The organism is Serratia sp. BNK-4, assembly GCF_048685115.1.
In the GTDB taxonomy this organism is placed as follows: Bacteria; Pseudomonadota; Gammaproteobacteria; order Enterobacterales; family Enterobacteriaceae; genus Serratia; species Serratia bockelmannii.
In genome coordinates, this window is the sequence record NZ_JBLQTM010000001.1 from 1,041,739 (window position 1) to 1,059,590 (window position 17,852).

Annotated in this window: 16 protein-coding genes; 9 read left to right on the forward strand and 7 right to left on the reverse strand. The window is 61.1% G+C overall.

Annotation, left to right across the window (positions count from 1 at the left end; translation table 11 throughout):
• Nucleotides 1–3 precede the first annotated feature (3 nt).
• The 5 genes from ACMGGW_RS05045 to ACMGGW_RS05065 all read right to left on the reverse strand — a co-directional run bounded on the left by ACMGGW_RS05045 (nt 4) and on the right by ACMGGW_RS05065 (nt 5,013).
• Nucleotides 4–1,527, reverse strand: coding sequence for a flavodoxin domain-containing protein (locus ACMGGW_RS05045; RefSeq protein ID WP_149570878.1), 1,524 nt, complete (start codon nt 1,525–1,527; stop codon nt 4–6).
• A 5-nt stretch (nt 1,528–1,532) separates the two neighbouring features.
• The gene (locus tag ACMGGW_RS05050) at nt 1,533–1,958 is read right to left on the reverse strand and encodes a PAS domain-containing protein (RefSeq protein WP_023447580.1); all 426 of its coding nucleotides are present in this window, start codon (nt 1,956–1,958) and stop codon (nt 1,533–1,535) included.
• A 228-nt stretch (nt 1,959–2,186) separates the two neighbouring features.
• Complete coding sequence (gene dld / locus ACMGGW_RS05055) at nt 2,187–3,893, reverse strand: D-lactate dehydrogenase (RefSeq protein WP_025301973.1); 1,707 nt, start codon at nt 3,891–3,893, stop codon at nt 2,187–2,189.
• A 125-nt stretch (nt 3,894–4,018) separates the two neighbouring features.
• Nucleotides 4,019–4,813, reverse strand: a complete 795-nt coding sequence (gene map, locus ACMGGW_RS05060) for a type I methionyl aminopeptidase (RefSeq protein WP_025301974.1) — start codon at nt 4,811–4,813, stop codon at nt 4,019–4,021.
• Complete coding sequence (locus tag ACMGGW_RS05065) at nt 4,810–5,013, reverse strand: ParD-like family protein (RefSeq protein ID WP_006324220.1); 204 nt, start codon at nt 5,011–5,013, stop codon at nt 4,810–4,812. The genes map and ACMGGW_RS05065 overlap by 4 nt, the downstream gene beginning before the upstream one ends.
• Before the next feature lie 169 nt (nt 5,014–5,182).
• Here ACMGGW_RS05065 and ddlA point away from each other — a divergent pair, with 169 nt between their 5' ends.
• Nucleotides 5,183–6,286, forward strand: a complete 1,104-nt coding sequence (gene ddlA, locus ACMGGW_RS05070; RefSeq protein ID WP_015377061.1) for a D-alanine--D-alanine ligase — start codon at nt 5,183–5,185, stop codon at nt 6,284–6,286.
• A 34-nt stretch (nt 6,287–6,320) separates the two neighbouring features.
• Here the strand turns inward: ddlA and ACMGGW_RS05075 are convergent, their stop codons facing one another.
• The gene (locus ACMGGW_RS05075) at nt 6,321–7,100 is read right to left on the reverse strand and encodes an ABC transporter substrate-binding protein (RefSeq protein ID WP_025301975.1); all 780 of its coding nucleotides are present in this window, start codon (nt 7,098–7,100) and stop codon (nt 6,321–6,323) included.
• Between the two features lie 34 nt (nt 7,101–7,134).
• Nucleotides 7,135–8,289, reverse strand: a complete 1,155-nt coding sequence (locus ACMGGW_RS05080) for a methionine aminotransferase (protein WP_197832334.1) — start codon at nt 8,287–8,289, stop codon at nt 7,135–7,137.
• A 118-nt stretch (nt 8,290–8,407) separates the two neighbouring features.
• Here ACMGGW_RS05080 and ACMGGW_RS05085 point away from each other — a divergent pair, with 118 nt between their 5' ends.
• The 8 genes from ACMGGW_RS05085 to ACMGGW_RS05120 all read left to right on the forward strand — a co-directional run bounded on the left by ACMGGW_RS05085 (nt 8,408) and on the right by ACMGGW_RS05120 (nt 17,825).
• A complete protein-coding gene (locus ACMGGW_RS05085) occupies nt 8,408–9,328 on the forward strand; it encodes a LysR substrate-binding domain-containing protein (RefSeq protein WP_060432645.1) in 921 nt (306 codons plus the stop codon).
• Between the two features lie 112 nt (nt 9,329–9,440).
• A complete protein-coding gene (gene bglX / locus ACMGGW_RS05090) occupies nt 9,441–11,738 on the forward strand; it encodes a beta-glucosidase BglX (protein WP_197832335.1) in 2,298 nt (765 codons plus the stop codon).
• A 75-nt stretch (nt 11,739–11,813) separates the two neighbouring features.
• Complete coding sequence (locus ACMGGW_RS05095) at nt 11,814–12,737, forward strand: haloacid dehalogenase-like hydrolase (RefSeq protein ID WP_197832336.1); 924 nt, start codon at nt 11,814–11,816, stop codon at nt 12,735–12,737.
• Between the two features lie 971 nt (nt 12,738–13,708).
• Nucleotides 13,709–14,101, forward strand: coding sequence for a hypothetical protein (locus ACMGGW_RS05100; protein WP_025301979.1), 393 nt, complete (start codon nt 13,709–13,711; stop codon nt 14,099–14,101).
• A 186-nt stretch (nt 14,102–14,287) separates the two neighbouring features.
• Entirely contained in the window at nt 14,288–15,337 is a 1,050-nt protein-coding gene (locus ACMGGW_RS05105; protein ID WP_197790615.1) for an ABC transporter substrate-binding protein, read from the forward strand.
• On the forward strand, nt 15,334–16,335 hold the full coding sequence (locus tag ACMGGW_RS05110) for a FecCD family ABC transporter permease (RefSeq protein ID WP_049295215.1): 1,002 nt from the start codon (nt 15,334–15,336) through the stop codon (nt 16,333–16,335). The genes ACMGGW_RS05105 and ACMGGW_RS05110 overlap by 4 nt, the downstream gene beginning before the upstream one ends.
• The gene (locus ACMGGW_RS05115) at nt 16,328–17,107 is read left to right on the forward strand and encodes an ATP-binding cassette domain-containing protein (RefSeq protein WP_197832337.1); all 780 of its coding nucleotides are present in this window, start codon (nt 16,328–16,330) and stop codon (nt 17,105–17,107) included. Before ACMGGW_RS05110 ends, ACMGGW_RS05115 begins: the two co-directional genes overlap by 8 nt.
• On the forward strand, nt 17,100–17,825 hold the full coding sequence (locus ACMGGW_RS05120; RefSeq protein ID WP_197790770.1) for a substrate-binding domain-containing protein: 726 nt from the start codon (nt 17,100–17,102) through the stop codon (nt 17,823–17,825). The genes ACMGGW_RS05115 and ACMGGW_RS05120 overlap by 8 nt, the downstream gene beginning before the upstream one ends.
• Nucleotides 17,826–17,852: the final 27 nt, after the last annotated feature.

The following is a 17,852-nucleotide window of genomic DNA, read 5'->3' on the forward strand; positions in this document are numbered from 1 at the left end:
GTCTCAATAGAGTTCCAGGTGCAGGCGCTGCTGCTCAATCAGCGTCTGCCACAGGTTTTCCGCCCCGCAGGCTTGCTCCAGCGCCGTCGCTACGGCATGTTCCAGATACTGACGATTGCCGCACAGGTAGACATGCGCGCCCCGCTGCAGCAGGCCGCTGACGACATCGGCGCGATCGTCGATGGCGTGTTGCACGTAATACTTGTCGGCGGCGTCGCGCGAGAATGCCGTGATGAGCCGTGTGAGTACGCCCGTCGCGTTCAGCGTGACCAACTCCTCGCCATACAGGAAGTCTTCATCGCGCCTTTTCTCACCGAAGATCAGGACGGTTTCACGCCGTTCGCCCTGGGCGGCCATTTCGCGCAGCAAGCCAATCAACGGTGCGATGCCGGTACCGGTACCGATAAGCAGCACAGGCAAGGCGGTGTCGCGCGGCAGGTAAAAGCCGGGGTTGGCGCGGCAGAAAAGGCGGAAAGGACCGGGATGCTTGAGCAGCCAGCCGGTTGCCGTGCCGCGCCGCGTGCGGCCGCCGCGTTCATAACGCACGTCGCGAACGCACAGATCGAGGCTCTCTTCCCGCGTTGCCGAAGCGATGGAGTAGGCGCGCGGTAGGCAAACGGGCAGCAGCGCCAACAGGTTCTCCAGCGTGATCGCGTTCGGCGGGCAAAAATCGTGCAGCACGTCCAGCAGATCGGCGCCGTACAGATAACTCTCCAGGGCTTTGCGCTGACGGATCTTCAGCAGGCCTTTGAGCTCTTCGCTGTCGGCCAACTGCGCCAGTTCGCGCAGCGTCGTTTTGCTGAGCTGGCGCAGCTCCCGGCGCCGCAGCGCGTCGACGGCCTCCGGCCTGCCGAGCCAGTCTGCCAGCCGGGACAATAATCCTTCGTCGTTCTCCGGCAACAGATAGACGGTATCTCCCGCCCGGTAAACGATGCCGCTGCCGGCGATATTCAGCCGCAGATGCCAGGCTTGCGGCGTGCGAGCGCTGAGCGGCCGTCGTTCGAGGAGGGCGGCGCTGAACGCATGGTCTTCACCGTAGGCGGTCACGCGCAGATGCAAGTCGCGACCCGCCTGGGCATCGCCGGCCAGCACCTTACCCAGCGTCGTCAGCCAGGTGGTGAAGAACGGTTCGAAGTTAACGTCGGCGTCGACGCGATTGACGATGGCGCGGGCGCCGTATTGCGTCAGGCGCGCATCCAGCGCCTGCGTGAAGCCGCAGAAATGCGGGTACGCGGTGTCGCCGAGACCAAAGATGGCGTAGCGCAACCGGGGGGGATCCGGCCATTGCGCCAGCGCGTCGGAAAAACGCTCGGCGTTGGCGGGCGGTTCGCCGTCGCCAAATGAGCTCGAGACGATCAACAGGATGTCACGCTCGCCCACATCGGCGGGCTGGATGGCGTTGAGTTCTTTAACCATGGGGCGGTAGGGTTGCAGGCTGCTTTGCTCGCCCAGGCGCATCGCCAGCGCCCGGGCGTTGCCCGACTCCGAACCGTAACCAATCAGGATGCGTTCGATGATGTCGGCCATAGCGGTTACTTGTCGTAGTGGTTGTCGAACTGTTCTTTGGCGAATTCCACCGATTCGAAGTCGGTCATCAGATCGTTGATCACGCGGCGGATGCTGATATAGGCCTCGATATTGCCCTGGGCGTCATACAGCGGCTGCACCGTGGTGTCGACCACGTACAGCACGCCGCCCTTGCCGACGTTCGGAATGATGCCGGTCCAGATACCGCCCGCCTTGATGGTGTCCCACATCGCTTTGTAAACGGCTTTCGGCACGGAAGGGTGGCGCACGATGCTGTGGGGCTGGCCCACCAGCTCTTCCCGGGAAAAACCGGTCAGTTGACAGAACAGGTCATTGACGTAGGTGATGGTGCCCTGCAGATCGGTGGTGGAGATCACCATCACTTTATCGAGCGCGGCCAGCAGCTGGGCGGAATCGAGGGTTTGACTCATGGTAGGTTCCTTCTCATTAACTTCGCGGTGAATGCCACGGCGGATGTCATGTATCCGTCATGACAGCTTTGTAATTAATTCTCATTTGCGATGATGGGGTGAATGGTAATCGGGAATTTTATAAGTTGCAATAAAAATGCATCTTTAAAGGCGCAGAAAGATCGCGATGAGGCAGGTAGGGCAGAGGAGGCCCGCGCCGGGTGCGGCGGCGGGCCGATCGTGAGGCGTTTAGCGGGGGTCTTCGGCCCAGCCTTTGCGTTTGCTGGTTTTGCCGATGCCAGGGTTGAAGCTGTTGGTTGGATCGGCGGTGCGGTAGAACGTTTGCAGATCCGGTTTGGCGTGGTACAGGTGGCCAACGTTATGCTCCGCCGGGTACTCGGCGCCGCGCCGGTTGAGGATCTCGAGCATCTTTTCTTTCAGCGCATGGCTGTCCACGCCTTTTTTCACCACGTAGTCCTGATGGAAGACGTGGCACATAAAGTGGCCGTAATACAGCTTATGCACCAGCTGGCTGTCGATTTCCGGCGGCAGCGTTTCAAACCAGTCGGTGTCGTTGCGGCGCAGGGCGATATCCAGCGCCAGAATATCCTCCACCTTGTCGGCGTGCACCGCGTGGTAGCGCACGGCGGCACCGGCGGCGGCGAAGCGGTGCAGGAAGGCCTTTTTGCCTTCGTCAGGCGTGCAGGCGAAGAAGGCGCCTTCGGCCTGGGCGAAATAGTCGGTCAGATAGCGCTGTGCTTCGTCTACGCCGGGGCCGGCCATCTTCAGCAGCAGGTGGTGTTCGAAACGTTCGCGGTATTCCTTCATGCGCTTCGGCAGGTGGCTCGGTGCCAGATGGCTCAGGCCCTGCATCAGCCGATCGGTCAGGTTGTGCGGCAGCAGCGGCAGCTTGTTGAGGCTGGCATCCATGCGGCCTTTCAGGGTGAAGAAGCGCGGCATCTGATCGGTGCCGAGCTTGTCGATCATCATGAAGGTGTCTTTGCCGTACACCTCGGCGATGTCGAAGATATCGCGGTGCATGTATTCACCGGCCACCGGCAGGTTTTCGAATTTGCTCAGCATGTGGCGGCGCAGTTCGGTCAGCACCGCGGTGTGGTTGGTGCCGATATAGAACACCTGCTCTTTGCCTTCTTTCTCGAAGGTGTCGAGCCGCACCGCGAACACCGCCAGCTTGCCGGCGCAGCCGGAAGCTTCGTACAGGCGGCGTTTGTCGGCGTTGAAGCGGGAAGGGGTGTCGGCATCGACGTCGCGCACCCGGCTGGCGTATTCGTTATCCGAGGCGCGCAACTCGCCGTACTCGACGTCTGTCGGGCGATAGTCGCCTTTTTCTAACCGGGTGAGGATCTCTTCCGGCGTGTCGCCAAGCCGGATGCCCAGATGGTTCACCAGGCGCAGCTGGCCGTCTTCCCCTAACTGGGCGTACAGCGCCATTTCGGTATAGGCCGGGCCGCGTTTCACCAGCGAGCCGCCGGAGTTGTTGCATACGCCGCCGATCACCGAGGCGCCGATGCAGGAGGAGCCGATCACCGAATGCGGTTCGCGGCCGTAGGGTTTGAGCAATTTCTCGAGGTGGTGCAGGGTGCTGCCGGGGAAGCCGACCACCTGCTTGCCGTTGTCCAGCACCTGAATATGATCGAGGCGCAGAGTGCTGACGATGACGATGTCGCGGTCATAGTCGTTGCCGCTGGGGGTTGACCCTTCGGTCAGGCCGGTATTGGCGGCCTGCATAATGACGATTTTGTCAGCAGCCACGCAGGCCTGCAAAATGCGCCACAGCTGCAGCAGGCTAGTGGGAAACACCACCGCCAGCGCCTGGCCTTCGCCGGAGCGGAACCCCTTGCGATACCGCTCGGTGTTGCGATCGCCGGTCAACAGTTGCGGGCCGCCGACGATGTCTTTGAGCTGATTGATAAACGTCTGATTGCCTGACTGCATACTGCCTGTCTCCCTGTCATCTCCGTCGCTTTAACCGCGGCGCCGGAGTGCCGCACATAAGCTAAGAGGTTATCAAGTGAATAACTTATTAAGCTATCAGCTTGTTAAGCTAATGGCTTGCGTATTTAGTAGCGTTCGGCGTAGCTGGCGCGGCGCTCTTCGTCGCGCAGCGTCAGAATCTCCACGCCGTCGGCGGTGACCGCCACGGTATGTTCCCACTGCGCCGACAGTTTTTTGTCGCGCGTCACCACGGTCCAGCCGTCCTTCTTCTGCTTGATGCGGCGGTCGCCCTGGTTGATCATCGGCTCGATGGTGAACACCATGCCCTCTTGCAGCACCAGACCGCTGCCGGGTTGACCGTAGTGCAATACCGCCGGCTCTTCGTGCATGTCGCGGCCGATGCCGTGGCCGCAATACTCCCGCACGATGCTGTAGCCGGCCTGCTCGGCATGCCGCTGGATGGCGTGGCCGATATCACCCAGGGTGGCGCCCGGTTTCACCGCGCGAATGCCCTGCCACATCGATTCATAGACGTTGTTCACCAGCCGTTTGGCCAGCGGCGTCACCTGGCCGATGCAGTACATCTTGCTGGAGTCGGCGATGTAGCCGCCGTTTTCCAGCGTGATATCTACGTTGACAATCATACCGGAACGCAGGATTTTGCTGGCCGACGGCACCCCGTGGCACACCACATCGTCGATTGAGGTGTTGAGCACATAGGGGAAATCATACTGCCCCTTGCTGGCCGGGCGCGATTTCAGTTCTTCGACGATAAACGCCTCGGCGCGGTCGTTGATCTCCATGGTGGAGATGCCTTCGACGATGACCTCATCGAGCATAGCAAACACTTTGGCCAGCAGGGCGCCGGAATGGCGCATTTTGGCAATCTCTTCCGGCGTTTTAATCACAATCTCTTTCACCCGACAATCTCCTTCAGCGTCAGCGCGTTATCTTTCATCATTTTTTTTACCAGTTGCGGGTAAGTCAGTTCCGGATGGAACTCCGCCAGCATGCCAATCTTGATCCAGTACTCGGCCTGCGCGTTGATCGAACGCGTCATGGTCAGGCTGGCGAGGCGCAGATCGTCATGCAGCGCGTCCGAAATTTTTACGATGCCCATCGGCGTCTCCATAAGTAAACAATATATGAAGTGTATACGTTTAGGATGGTCGCGATGTGGCATTCCGTGGCGTAAGAAGATTCTGGCAACAACGATTGCCGCCGCCAGGCAATGCGTTTATTGTGATGAACGACTTTTTTGCCATGATTTTTTCAGAAGGATTTAAGGCGTGACTAAACTACGTGTTGGGGTGATTTTTGGCGGTAAATCGGCGGAGCATGAGGTGTCGCTGCAGTCGGCCAAAAACATTGTGGATGCAATCGACAAAGAGAAGTTTGACGTCACGCTGCTGGGGATCGACAAACAGGGGCAGTGGCACATCAACGACGCCTCCAACTACCTGCTCAACGCCGAGAACCCGGCGCTGATCGCGCTGAACCGCTCGAACAAGAACGTGGCGCTGATCCCGGGCCAGGAAAAACAGCAGCTGATCGAAGCGGGCAGCGCCGGTGCGCTGGGCCAGCTCGACGTCATTTTCCCGATCGTACACGGCACGCTGGGGGAAGACGGCTCGCTGCAGGGGCTGCTGCGCATGGCCAATATGCCGTTCGTCGGCGCCGGCGTGCTCGGCTCGGCGGTCAGCATGGATAAAGACGTGACCAAGCGCCTGCTGCGCGACGCCGGGCTGGCGGTGGCGCCTTTCGTCACCCTGACCCGCGCCAACCGCGCCGGGTTCACGTTTGAGCAACTGAGCGAGCGCCTAGGCCTGCCGCTGTTCGTCAAGCCGGCCAACCAGGGCTCGTCGGTCGGGGTCAGCAAGGTGGAAAACCGCGCCGAGTTTGACGCGGCGGTGGCACTGGCCTTCAGCTTCGATCACAAAGTGCTGGTGGAGTCGGCGATCGTCGGCCGCGAGATCGAGTGCGCGGTGCTGGGGAACGACGATCCGCAGGCCAGCGTGTGCGGCGAGATCGTGCTGAGCGACGCTTTCTACTCCTACGACACCAAATACATCAATGAGCAGGGTGCTCAGGTGGTGGTGCCGGCGGCGATCGCGCCGGAAGTGAGCGACCACATCCGTGAGGTGGCGCTGAAGGCGTTCCGCGCGCTGGAGTGCTTCGGGCTGGCGCGGGTGGATGTGTTCCTGACGCCGGATAACCAGGTGGTGATCAACGAGATCAACACGCTGCCGGGCTTCACCAACATCAGCATGTATCCCAAGCTGTGGGCCGCCAGCGGCGTCAGCTACCAGGCGCTGATCACGCGCCTGATCGAATTGGCGCTGGAGCGCCACCAGCAGGATCGCGCGCTGAACAGTTCGGTGTTCGATCGCTAAACGCGGCAGGGGGCGGCGGTGCCGCCCCCGTCCATCACTTCACCGTCACGTCGATATCGCCGAAATACTTCTTCGACAGCGCCGCCACTGTGCCTTGCTGTTTCACTTTGGCGATGGCGGCATCCAGTTTCTTCTTCAGCGCCTCATCCCCTTTACGCAGGCCGAAGGCAATGCCTTCACCGAGGATCTTGTCGTCGCGCACCGCCTCGCCGACGAAGGCGAAGCCCTTGCCGTCCGGCTGCGACAGGAAGCCGCTTTGCCCCGACGGTGCCATCACCAGCGTGGCGTCGAGCCGACCGGCCGCCAGGTCAAGGTAAACCTGATTCTGATCCTGATAAGACACCACGTCCACGCCCGCCGGCGCCCAATGGGTTTTGGCGTAAATCTCCTGAATCGAGCCTTGCAGCACGCCCACGTGTTTGCCCGCCAGCGCTTTGGCGTCCGGCAGCAGGCCGCTGTCGGCCTTGGCGATCAGGCGGTTCGGCACCTGATAGATGGCGTCGGTAAAGGCGATCGCCTGGCGCCGCTGTTCGGTCACGTTCATCGCCGAGTTGATGGCGTCGAACTTGCGCGCCTGCAGCGCCGGGATCAGGCTGTCGAACGAGGTTTCCACCCAGCTGCATTTCAACTGTGCGGCGGCGCACACCGCGTCGCCCAGCTCGATGTCGAACCCTTCCAGTTTGCCGCTGGCGGATTTGGATTCGAACGGCGGATACAGCGCTTCCAGGCCGAAACGCAGGCTGTTTTCCGCCGCCAGAGAAGAGCCGGCGGCCAGCAGGCATCCGGCGGCGAACAGCGTTTTCAAAGCTTTCATAGGCAGTGCCCCTTTCCCATGGTCGGACAAAAAATTACACCTGGCTCAGACGGCGCGCGCCTTCCAGCAGGGTCTCGTTATCTTTGGAAAAACTCAGCCGAATAAGGCCGGTATCGGTGCCGTCGCTGTAGAACGCCGACAGCGGGATCGTCGCTACCTTCGCTTCGCGGATCAAGCGCACGGCGAAATCATTGTCGCTTTCGTGGCTGAAGCCGCTAAAGCGGGCCAGCATGAAGAAGCTGCCGCGGCTGGGCAGCAGCTCAAAGCGCGAATCCTGCAGGGCGCTGGCCAGCAGATCGCGCTTTTGTTGGTAAAACGCCGCCAGCCCCAGGTAGCTCTGCGGATTGGCGAGCGCGGCGGCGAAGGCGTGCTGCATCGGCGTATCGGCGGAGAACACCATGAACTGGTGCACCTTGCGGATCTCGTCCATCAACGCCGCCGGCGCCAGGCAATAGCCAACGCGCCAGCCGGTGACGTGGTAGGTTTTACCGAACGACGAGACGATCACGCTGCGTTCCGCCAGCTGCGGATAGCGCGCCATGCTGTGGTGAATATCGCCGTCGAACACCACGTGCTCGTAGACCTCGTCGGACAAGATCACGATATCGGTGTCGCGGGTCAGGGCGGTCAGGCGGTCGATATCCTGCGCGTCGAACACCGCGCCGGTCGGGTTGTGCGGCGTGTTGACGATGATCATGCGCGTTTTGCCGTTGATGGCGGCGGCCACTTCGTCCCAGTCGACGCGAAAGTCCTGCAGCGACAGTTTGATCGCCACCGGCGTGGCGCCCTGCAGGCGCACGATCGGCGCATAGCTGTCGAACGCCGGTTCGAAATAGATCACCTCGTCGTCGGGATGCACCAGCGCGCTGATCGCCGAGTACAGCCCTTCGCTGGCGCTGGCGATCACCGTGATTTCTTCGTCGGCGTCATAGCGCGCGCCATACAATCGTTCAGCTTTTTCCGCCAGAGCAGCACGTAATGCCGCCACGCCGCTCATCGGCGCGTATTGGTTATGACCTGCGCGCATGGCTTGTGCCGTTGCCTCGATCAGCTGCGGGTCTCCGGCGAAATTGGGCGCGCCCTGCGACAGGTTGAGGGCCTGATGTTCGGCGCTGAGTTGGCCAATGACGGTGAAGATGGTGGTGCCGACGTCCGGCAGCTTCGAGCGGGGTGAGCAGGCGCTCTGCATGATGGGCTCCAGGCAAACAGGGAAGTGTTGAGCGATTAAGCATCAGCCGGCGTAGGCGGACAAGGGAAAGTTTGTCATACTTGCCATGCACTACGATCATACCTAATCGAGGCACGCTATGCCGATATCCCTGCCGTCGCTCGACGTATTGAAAACCTTTGTGGTGGTGGCGCAACGCCTCAACTTTACCCATGCCGCCCGGCAGCTGCACCTGACGCAGGGGGCGGTCAGCCGGCAAATTCTCGGGCTGGAACAGCGTCTGGGCTATCCGCTGTTCAGCCGTCAGGCGCGCGGTTTGGCGCTGACGCCGCAGGGCGCGCAGCTGCTGGCGCCGGTGCAGCAAGCGCTGGGGCAGTTGGATGAAGCCCTGACGCGGGCCGCCGCCCCGCCAGGGGCGCTGCGCATCAAATGCCCGACCTGCGCCATGCGTTGGGTGCTGCCGCGCATTATTCGCCTGCAAAATGAACGGCCGGACATGCATATCGAGCTGACCGCTTCGGTGTCGCACGGCCTGGATTTCAGTACCGAGCAGTTTGACGCCGCGGTGGTATTCGGCCGGCCGCCGGGTAAAAAGCTGACCGCGCACCTGCTGTTCGATGAAATCCTCACGCCGGTCTGCACGCCGACATTTCTGCCGCCGACGCCTCGGCTGACGGACTTGACGGACAAAACCCTGCTGCACCCGACGCGCGATCGGCGCGACTGGCTGCGCTGGCTGAAGGCAGCGGGCGCCGATGCGTTGCCGTCCGGCAAGGCCCAGCATTTTGATACCCTCGATCTGGCGATGAGCGCCGCGCTGCAGGGGTTTGGCATCGCCATCGGCGATCTGTGCCTGCTGGAGGAGGATATTCAGGCGCAGCGTATCGTGACGCCGTTCCCGCTCTGCGTCAGCAGCGGCGCGGCCTATTATTTGGTCTATCCTGAACGCACGGTGGCGCCGCCGACGTTAACCGCGCTGGTCGATTTTCTGGCGGCGGAGGCCGCCGACAGCCGCGCCCGGCTACAGAATTACCTGCCGATGACCTGTAATGCTTTGTAAACATTAGCGATGCGAATTCCCTTGGCGATGAAACAGAGTGTGGCAAACTGTTTCTTCACTCCGATTAAACCCCGCGGCTTTAGCGGCGGAAACACGCCTGAGATAAAACAAGATGAAATGGCTTTGTGTGGTGAGTATGTTGTCCGGTCTGGCCCTCAGTCCGGCTTTTGCGCAGGAAACGCCGATAACGCAGGGCATTCACGCCCAGCAGCGCGACGCCTTCGTGTCCAATTTGATGAAGCAGATGACGCTGGAAGAGAAGATCGGCCAGCTGCGGCTGATCAGCGTCGGGCCGGATAACCCGAAAGAAGCGATCCGCGAGGGAATTCGCAAAGGGCAGATCGGCGCCATCTTCAATACCGTCACCCGGCCGGATATCCGGGTGATGCAAGATCAGGCGATGCAGCTCAGCCGCCTGAAAATCCCGTTGTTCTTTGCCTATGACGTGGTGCACGGCCAGCGCACCGTGTTCCCGATCAGCCTGGGGCTGGCGGCCAGCTTCGATCTGGAAGCCATCGCGCTCAGCGCCAGGGTCGCGGCACAAGAGGCCAGCGACGACGGCCTGAACATGACCTTCGCGCCGATGGTCGATATCACCCGCGATCCGCGCTGGGGCCGGGTCTCCGAAGGCTTCGGCGAAGACACCTGGCTGGTCTCGAAAATCGCCAAGGTGATGGTCGACGGTTTCCAGAACGGCGATCCGGCCAAACCCGGTTCGGTGATGGCCAGCGTCAAGCACTTTGCATTGTACGGCGCCGTCGAAGGCGGCCTCGATTACAACACCGTCGACATGAGCCCGCTGCGCATGCATCAGGACTATCTGCCGCCTTACAAAGCGGCGGTGGACGCCGGCAGCGGCGGGGTGATGGTGTCGCTCAACGCGATCAACGGCGTGCCGGCCACCGCCAACCCGTGGCTGCTGAAAGATCTGCTGCGCGAGCAGTGGGGCTTTAAAGGCATCACCATCAGCGACCACGGCGCGATCAAAGAGCTGATTAAACACGGCGTGGCCGCCGATGCGCGCGACGCGGTGCGGCTGGCGATCACCTCCGGCGTCGACATGAGCATGAGCGACGAGTTTTACGACAAATACCTGCCGGGCCTGGTGAAAGACGGGCTGGTGCCTGAAAGCGATATCGACCGCGCCTGCCGCGACGTGCTGAACACCAAATACGACATGGGGCTGTTCACCAATCCTTACGTGCATCTGGGCCCGGCGGGTTCCGATCCGCAGGACACCAACGCCGAAAGCCGCCTGCACCGCGCCGAAGCGCGGGTGGTGGCGCGCAAGACGATGGTGCTGCTGAAGAACGATAAGCAGACGCTGCCGCTGAGCAAGCAGGCGACCATCGCGCTGGTCGGGCCGATGGCCGACAGCCAGCGTGACGTGATGGGCAGTTGGTCGGCCGCCGGGGTGGTCAAACAGTCGGTCACCCTGCGTGAGGGGCTGGAGCGGGCGGTGGGCGACAAGGCGCGCATTCTGTACGCCAAGGGCGCCAACGTCACGCAGGATAAAGGCATCATCGACTATTTGAACGAGTATGAGCCGGCGGTGGCGTTCGATACCCGTTCGCCGCAGCAAATGATCGACGAAGCGGTACAGGCGGCGAACAAGGCCGACGTGGTGGTGGCGGTGGTGGGGGAATCGCAGGGCATGGCGCACGAGGCCTCCAGCCGCGCCGACATCACGATCCCGCAGAGCCAACGCGATCTGATCGCCGCGCTGAAAGCCACCGGCAAGCCGCTGGTGCTGGTGCTGATGAACGGCCGGCCGCTGGCGCTGAGCTGGGAGAGCGAGCAGGCGGACGCGATGCTGGAAACCTGGTACAGCGGCACCGAGGGCGGCAACGCGGTGGCGGACGTGCTGTTCGGCGATTACAACCCGTCGGGCAAGCTGCCGATGACCTTCCCGCGCTCGGTCGGCCAGATCCCAATGTACTACAACCACCTGAACACCGGCCGGCCGTTCGGCAAGGAGAATCCGGGCAAGTACACCTCACGCTACTTCGATTCGCCGAACGGCCCGCTGTATCCGTTCGGCTACGGCCTGAGCTACACCACCTTCAGCCTGTCGGACCTGAAATTGTCCAGCCCGACGATGGCGCGTAACGGCAAGTTAACCGCCAGCGTCACGCTGAAGAATACCGGCAAGTACGACGGCGCCACGGTGGTGCAGCTGTATCTGCAGGACGTGACCGCCTCGGTCAGCCGCCCGGTGAAAGAGCTGCGCAACTTCAAGAAAGTGACGCTGAAGGCCGGTCAGTCGCAGCAGGTTGAGCTGCCGATTAGCGAAGACGATCTGAAGTTCTACAACGCCAGCCTGAAATGGGGGGCGGAGCCGGGCAAATTCAACGTGTTCGTCGGCCTGGATTCCGACAACGTGCAGGCGCAAAGCTTTACGCTGAAGTAACCTTTTCCCCCTCTTTCACTGCGGTGGGAGAGGGGGCATCCATCCCTTTCCGCTAACGTCACCGGAGCTTGCCTCATGAAACGCTATCTGGACTGCAGCGCCAGCGATCTGGCCGATATCGGCAAAGCCGATCTGCTCTATGCCATCCGCGCCAGCGAAGGGCGCATCTTGGTCAGCGAAACCATCGCGGTCACTCAGCCGCTGCTCAATAACGTCACCAACGCCGAACTGGCGGCCAGCCAGGGCGCCGACCTGCTGCTGTTGAACCTGTTCGACGTCGATCGTCCGCATATCGCGGGCCTGCCCGTCGACGTGTCGCCGCAGGAGGCGCTGCGCACGCTGCAGCGCCTGACCGGGCGGGTGATCGGGGTGAACCTGGAGGCCGTCGATCCGGCTTTCGCCACCGAACATAACGACTTCTGGCAGATGACGGCGGGCCGCGCCGCCACCGCCGAGAATGCCCGCAAGCTGTATCAGCTCGGTGCGCGCATGCTGGTGCTGACCGGCAACCCGAACAACGGCGTCAGCAATCAGGCGATCGCCGCCGCGCTGAAAGCGATTCGTGATGAAGTGGGCGACGAGATGGTGCTGGTGACCGGCAAGATGCACGGCGCCGGCATTGTGCGCGAAAGCGGCAGCCAGCTGATCGGCGAGCAGGACATCGCGCTGTTTGTGGAAAACGGTGCCGACATCGTGCTGTTGCCGGCGCCGGGCACCATTCCCGGCATGTCGCAGGAAAAAGTGGCGGCGCTGATCGCCTATGCCCAGCGGCAGGGAGCGCTGGCGATGACGGCGATCGGCACCTCGCAAGAGGGGGCCGACGTGCAGACCGTGCGGCAGATTGCGCTGATGAGCAAAATGGCCGGCGCGGACCTGCACCATATCGGCGATACCGGCTATCTGGGGCTGGCGCTGCCGGAAAACATCTTCGCCTACAGCGTGGCGATTCGCGGCGTGCGCCACACCTACAGCCGCATGGCGCGTTCGGTGAACCGCTAAGCCTGGGTTTTTTGCGCCGTCACGATGCTGTAGTAGCCGAGCGACGGCAGTAATTGAGCAGGCCCGACGCCGACGTCGAGCAGTTGGTCGGCGATATCCAGCGCCGAGCGAGGGGGGGCAGCGCGGCCAAACGCTGGCCGATCCCACGCTCAGGCTGGGTATGGCGTGGGTAAAACGCCGCATTCTGTCGGCGTCGAGCGTATGCGCTTCGAACAGCTCCTGCTCGTCGTAGATCGGCGAGGTATTTTTTCTGATGGCGTTTTCCAGGTTTTTCAGCGAGAAAATCTCGCTGTTTTCAATCATCAAATCCCAAAAATAACCGAAGTAATGCGGGTTGTTTTTTAACAAAAAGGTTTCCGCTTCCGGCTAGAGAGAGTATGTATCGCCGTCTCTGGCGATCAATTTCAATGCCAATAGCGCCATGGCCAACGTTTCCGCTGGGCGTCTTTCCAGATTGGCCTGAGTGCATATATTGGCCAGGCTGCGGGGGGCTGAGCAATAAACTCAAAGATGCCCAAGCGGTACGCAATAAGCACCGCCGGATAAAGATATAAATTCATCGTGATATCGAGAAGGGTTTTATCGTCGCATTGCGGCGGCCGGACGGAAGGGTTCAAGCGAATCCCCTTCCACTATGGCATGGCGCGTCTTAACAGGCTATGCCACGCCGGGGCGGGTTGGCAAAGTGCGGAACGTGATTGACCGCGGGCCAACGATTTCGTTACGAATAATTCCATGATGAGACTATTTTAAATTTGAATTGAGCGCGGTCAATGTCGAACGTAAAAAACTGACGCCGGGAGGAAGTAATAACCCCACCATGCGTTTTTATTTTATTAGGCGCTAACTTAACCACAGTTATTAACGCGTTAGTGTTGTGTTAATCTAGGCCGCCGTTATATCGTAGCGGTATTCACATTTTTTTGTGAATAATTAAAAATTAACTACTTCATTATTAAAACGAGATAACAATGAAAAAGAGCATTCTGACCGGCATGATTGCCGCGACTCTGGGCCTGTTTAACACCGCCAATGCCGAAGGGATGGATCCTGCCGCGTTGAAGAACGTCTATGACATCACGCGTAATACCGCCGGGCTGATGTCCTACTGCGTCGATAAAGGTTTCCTGAAAGCGGAGAGCATCGACAACGCCAAGAAAATGGTGGCCTACGTGGCGGCTATTCCGGGCGGCGTTGATACCCGCGATGGCGACAAGCGTGAAGCGATGGGCCGTGAAGGCAATGTGCTGAACGACGACGGCAAAGTGGTCGCGTTGGAGAAGGAAGCGCCGCAGGGGCTGCAGGCGTGGTGCCAGCAGGCTGACGAAGGGATCCGCCAGGGCCTGACGTCTATCGGCCAATAAGCGCTTTTCACGCGCTCGTTCTGGTGCTCAGGATCTGCCGGCGTTCCGGCGGATCCGCTTCTTTCCCATCGTTATCTCCTCGTTTTTCTTCCTGCATACATGGCATAGGGTTTGATCTCGCTGATTGTTTCGCCATGCCCATCGCTATATTATTAGATATATAACGATAATCAACCGGTCACTGCCATGTTTAACTTTCTCCCGCGCCTGATGCTGGCGCTCGCGTTGTTCTCTACCGCCGCCCTGGCGGATCGCCAGGTCACCGATCAGCTCAACCGTCAGGTCACGCTGCCCGATCACATTACCCGTGCCGTGGTGTTGCAACACCAGACGCTGAACCTATTGGTGCAGCTTGATGCGATGCCGCAGGTGGTCGGCGTGCTTAGCAGTTGGAAAAAGCAGCTGGGGCCAAACTACCTGCGGCTGGCACCGACGCTGGCAACCCTGCCGATGCCGGGCGATCTGACTTCGGTGAATATTGAAAGCCTGCTCGGCCTGCATCCACAGGTGGTGTTTGTGGCCAACTATGCGCCGCCGGAAATGATTGCACAGATCGAACGGGTGGGCATTCCGGTGGTGGCTATCTCGCTGCGCCGCGAGGCGGCCGATCAGGCGGGCAAAATGAACCCTCAACTGAGCGATGAAGATCGGGCCTATACGCTGGGGCTGCAGGACGGTATTCGGCTGATTGGCGAGGTGATGGAGCGTCAGCCTCAGGCCGAAGCGCTGATTAAGGACGTCACTCAGCAGCGTACCCTGGTCGCCGAACGGCTGGGCACGCTGCCGGACGATCGGCGGGTGCGGGTGTATATGGCCAACCCCGATCTCACCACCTACGGTGTCGGCAAATATACCGGGTTGATGATGCGGCACGCGGGTGCGCTCAACGTGGCGGCGAAAGAGATCCAGGGGTTTAAACAGGTCTCTATCGAGGATGTCCTGAAGTGGGATCCGGCGGTGATTTTCGTGCAAGAACGCTACCCGGACGTGGTGAAACAGATCCTGACGTCACCGCAGTGGCAGCCGATTGACGCGGTGAAGAATAAGCGGGTCTACCTGATGCCGGAGTACGCCAAGGCCTGGGGATATCCGATGCCGGAGGCGATGGCGTTGGGTGAGTTGTGGATGGCGAAAAAACTTTACCCGCAGCGTTTTGCCGATATCCATCTGCAGCAGCGGGTCGATACTTACTATCAACGCTATTACCGCGCCACCTGTTGCCAGAGCGGGCAATGAAGCTGGGTTGGTTGGCGCTGCTGACGCTGTGCTGCGCGCTGTTTTCGCTCGGTGTTGGCCGCTTTCAGGTGCCGATTACGCACAGCCTGATGATTTTGCTGGAGCCATTCACCGGGCAGCATTATGCCGGCATCGATGCTGTCCAACGCCAGGTGATCCTGGGGGTGCGCTTGCCGCGGGTGCTGTTGGCGATGGGCGCCGGCGCGGCGCTGGCCCTGTGTGGCGCGGCTTTGCAAGGCGTCTTTCGCAATCCGCTGGTCGATCCGCATATTATCGGCGTGTCTTCCGGCGCGGCCTTTGGCGGTACGCTGGCTATCCTGCTCAGCCTGCCGTTGGCGGCGCTGCTGCTGTCGGCTTTTGTTTTCGGCATGGCGGCACTGCTGTTGATTTTCACCCTCACCAGCGCCATTGCACGGCGCAATATTCTCTCGTTGGTACTGGCGGGGGTGATCCTCAGCGGTTTTTTCTCCGCCTGCGTTAGCCTGATGCAATATCTGGCGGATACCGAAGAGAAGCTGCCGAGCATCGTGTTTTGGCTGCTCGGCAGCTTTGCCACCGCCGATCGGCAAAAGCTGCTGATGCTGTTTTTACCTTTACTGTTGGCCGGCGGTCTGCTGCTGGCGCTGCGCTGGCGCATCAATCTGCTGTCGTTAGGCGATGAAGATGCCGGTGCGCTCGGCATCAACGTTGAGCGTACCCGCTGGCTGATACTGACGCTGTGTGCCGCCATCGTGGCCGCTCAGGTGGCGGTCAGCGGCAGCATCGGGTGGGTCGGCTTGGTGATCCCGCACGTCGCAAGACGGCTGGTGGGGCCGGATCACCGGCGCCTGTTGCCGGCTTCGCTTTGCCTGGGCGCCCTGTACATGCTGTTGATCGACGATTTGGCGCGCACGTTGAGCAGCAGCGAAATCCCGCTGGGCATTTTGACTGCGCTGATTGGCGCGCCATTGTTCGCACTGCTGCTGCGCCGCGCGCAAGTGAGAGGCTGGCATGACTGACACGTTATTGGCCGCCAAGGGCGTGAGTTTTGCCTGGCCTGGCGGGCCCCCGCTGTTCCAACACCTGGATATTCAGCTGCGGCGCGGTGAAGTGCTGGCGGTATTGGGCCCGAATGGGCGCGGTAAAAGCACGCTGCTGCAGCTGCTGTTAGGCAGCCTGACGCCGCAATCCGGCGAGATTGAGCGCAGTGGTGAGATGGGCTTTGTCCCGCAGCACTTTTCGCCGCCGTTTGCCTATCGGGTGCTGGATATCGTGTTGATGGGACGGGCGCGCCATGTTGGCCTGTTCCGTTCACCGTCAGCCAAGGATCATCGGCTGGCCAGAGAAGCGCTGCAGTCGTTGGATTTACAGCACCTGGCACAGCGTGAGTTTGGCAGCCTATCCGGCGGCCAACGCCAGTTGGTGATGATCGCCCGCGCATTGGCGATGCGCTGCGAGGTGTTGATTCTGGATGAACCGACTTCGGCGCTGGATCTGCACTACCAGGATCGGGTATTGAGCCTGATGGCGCGCCTGGCGCGGGAACAGCAGTTGGCGGTGGTGTTCTCCACGCATCAGCCCAACCATGCACATGCGGTGGCGGATCGGGCTTTGCTGCTGGGCAAGGAAGGGCGCAGCCGGCTAGGGGCCTGCCGCGAGGTGTTAACGGCACATTCCCTGTCACCCTTGTTCGGCCTGGCGATCGAACGGGTGCCGCTGACGGTGGCGGGCCGCCGCTACGCGACGCTGGTGCCGCTGTATCGCAGCCAATTGGAGCGACATGATGAGTGATATCCTGCTGTTTGCCGCCGGCAGCCTGCGGCTGGCGTTTACGCCGCTGCTGTCGGCATTTCAGCGCGACACCGGGCAAAAGGTTTCGGCGGAATTCGGCCCGGCGGGGTTGTTGCGCCAACGGATAGAGAACGGCGAGCGGCCACAGCTGTTCGCCTCGGCCAACGTGGCGCACCCGCAAAGGTTGGCGGATCTCGGGATGGCGGGGGCGGTGCAGGTTTTTGCGCGCAATCGGCTCTGCGTGACGGTTCGCAACGTGCCGGCATTAATTGAGCGTCCGCTTCCTGAGGTATTGTGCGATCCGCGCTGGCGGCTGGCCACTTCGACACCGGGAGCGGATCCTTCCGGCGATTATGCGCTGCAGCTTTTTGAACGCTGCGAGCAATACTGGCCGGGGCAGGGGGAAGCGCTACGACGGCGGGCGTTACCGTTAGTCGGCGGGATAGATTCTGCCCCGGTGCCGGCAGGCCGACTGGCGGCGGAATATCTGATAGCCGGCGGGCAGGCAGATATTTTTCTCGGCTACGGCAGCTATGCGCCGGCGTTGGCGGCCTACCCGGCGTTGGCGGTGCGGCCGCTGGCGCCACCGTTGGATATCGAGGCGGATTATGGTTTATGCCTGTTGGATGACGGTGCGCAGCGGTTGGCCGCATTTATCTTGAGCGAACAAGGGCAGGGCATACTGAGCCGACACGGATTTATGCGGCGTACGGAATGACTCGCCGGGCCTGGCGGCCCGGAGAAT

Coding starts and splice junctions, on each gene's coding strand:
- ACMGGW_RS05045 (WP_149570878.1), bottom strand. CDS start 1,527: ATGGCCGACATCATCGAACGCATCCTGATTGGTTACGGTTCGGAGTCG.
- ACMGGW_RS05050 (WP_023447580.1), bottom strand. CDS start 1,958: ATGAGTCAAACCCTCGATTCCGCCCAGCTGCTGGCCGCGCTCGATAAA.
- dld (WP_025301973.1), bottom strand. CDS start 3,893: ATGCAGTCAGGCAATCAGACGTTTATCAATCAGCTCAAAGACATCGTC.
- ACMGGW_RS05065 (WP_006324220.1), bottom strand. CDS start 5,013: ATGGGCATCGTAAAAATTTCGGACGCGCTGCATGACGATCTGCGCCTC.
- ACMGGW_RS05075 (WP_025301975.1), bottom strand. CDS start 7,100: ATGAAAGCTTTGAAAACGCTGTTCGCCGCCGGATGCCTGCTGGCCGCC.
- ACMGGW_RS05080 (WP_197832334.1), bottom strand. CDS start 8,289: ATGCAGAGCGCCTGCTCACCCCGCTCGAAGCTGCCGGACGTCGGCACC.
- ACMGGW_RS05085 (WP_060432645.1), top strand. CDS start 8,408: ATGCCGATATCCCTGCCGTCGCTCGACGTATTGAAAACCTTTGTGGTG.
- bglX (WP_197832335.1), top strand. CDS start 9,441: ATGAAATGGCTTTGTGTGGTGAGTATGTTGTCCGGTCTGGCCCTCAGT.
- ACMGGW_RS05095 (WP_197832336.1), top strand. CDS start 11,814: ATGAAACGCTATCTGGACTGCAGCGCCAGCGATCTGGCCGATATCGGC.
- ACMGGW_RS05100 (WP_025301979.1), top strand. CDS start 13,709: ATGAAAAAGAGCATTCTGACCGGCATGATTGCCGCGACTCTGGGCCTG.
- ACMGGW_RS05105 (WP_197790615.1), top strand. CDS start 14,288: ATGTTTAACTTTCTCCCGCGCCTGATGCTGGCGCTCGCGTTGTTCTCT.
- ACMGGW_RS05110 (WP_049295215.1), top strand. CDS start 15,334: ATGAAGCTGGGTTGGTTGGCGCTGCTGACGCTGTGCTGCGCGCTGTTT.
- ACMGGW_RS05115 (WP_197832337.1), top strand. CDS start 16,328: ATGACTGACACGTTATTGGCCGCCAAGGGCGTGAGTTTTGCCTGGCCT.
- ACMGGW_RS05120 (WP_197790770.1), top strand. CDS start 17,100: ATGAGTGATATCCTGCTGTTTGCCGCCGGCAGCCTGCGGCTGGCGTTT.